The following is an 860-nucleotide window of genomic DNA, read 5'->3' as shown; positions in this document are numbered from 1 at the left end:
CAGCTTTTGGCTGCTCGGGATGCGCTACCATGCGATTTTTTAAGGAGCCATCTCATGCAGCGTTTGGTAAAGCCGTCGGATTACGTCCTGCAGGACGTTCTCGGCCAATCGATGTATCTGATTCCCTGGGAGCCCAGGCTCTGCCCGGGCAACCCGGCAGAAGATCCCGAGGTTGGCGCACAGCTTTACAACACATTCGTCCAGGATCAGGCCAAGGGTGTTGTACCCCGGGCCCCCGCCCAGCAGATGAGCGACATTCTGGATTGGGTTTTCGAAACGGCGGGCGAACCCGCCCGCCGCCTAGCCGCTGACCTGGCGGCAGCGTACCTAGGCAAGCACTCCTTCCTGATCGATGACCTGGAGGATTGGGACGCTGAAACCAAGTCGCACCGGGCGTGCCTGGTTTTTCATGGCGAGGACATTGGGGGACTTTCAGCTCGAACAGTCATGAAATTGCGGGCTCGAGCCGCCGCCGGATTTTAGCCGCTAAAATATCGTTCGACCGGTTGTTGCTACTAGCAACACGGGAGAGCATAACGAATAGAAAGGCCCCCCCGGCCGGCCGCCTGACTGACTGGCTGATGCGCTACGCTGGTCGCATCTAATGACCAAGTTAAGGAGTACTTATGAGCTTTGCCCATATCGGAGAAATCAAGGAAGTGAGTGACTTGAGCGAAGCCAATCAGTTGAGCGAGGCGGGGCTTGAGCTGTTGCAAATCGTCCCTGGCTGGTCCGCTGACAACAAGCCGTGCACGCTGTTTTATGTTGGTGTGCCAAAAGTAAGAAGCGCCGAGTCCAAGGTCTTCAAGAGAAAGCAATGATGCCCGCGCGTTACCAATAACGGCGTTTATGGTAAATCC

At 56.4% G+C, this 860-nt stretch carries 2 protein-coding genes; both read left to right on the top strand.

Features of this window, described 5'->3' with window-relative positions; all coding sequences use genetic code 11:
* On the top strand, nt 1–483 hold a 483-nt coding region (locus tag GHO32_RS26115), incomplete at its 5' end, for a hypothetical protein (RefSeq protein WP_218581170.1).
* A gap of 143 nt (nt 484–626) precedes the next feature.
* Complete coding sequence (locus GHO32_RS26110) at nt 627–821, top strand: hypothetical protein (protein ID WP_153331078.1); 195 nt, start codon at nt 627–629, stop codon at nt 819–821.
* Nucleotides 822–860: the final 39 nt, after the last annotated feature.

It is taken from the genome of Pseudomonas sp. FSL R10-2189 (assembly GCF_009600325.1).
In the GTDB taxonomy this organism is placed as follows: Bacteria; Pseudomonadota; Gammaproteobacteria; order Pseudomonadales; family Pseudomonadaceae; genus Aquipseudomonas; species Aquipseudomonas helleri.
Note: the sequence above shows the minus strand (reverse complement) of the source record. Positions and strands in the feature narration are given on the sequence as shown.

Coding starts and splice junctions, on each gene's coding strand:
- GHO32_RS26110 (WP_153331078.1), top strand. CDS start 627: ATGAGCTTTGCCCATATCGGAGAAATCAAGGAAGTGAGTGACTTGAGC.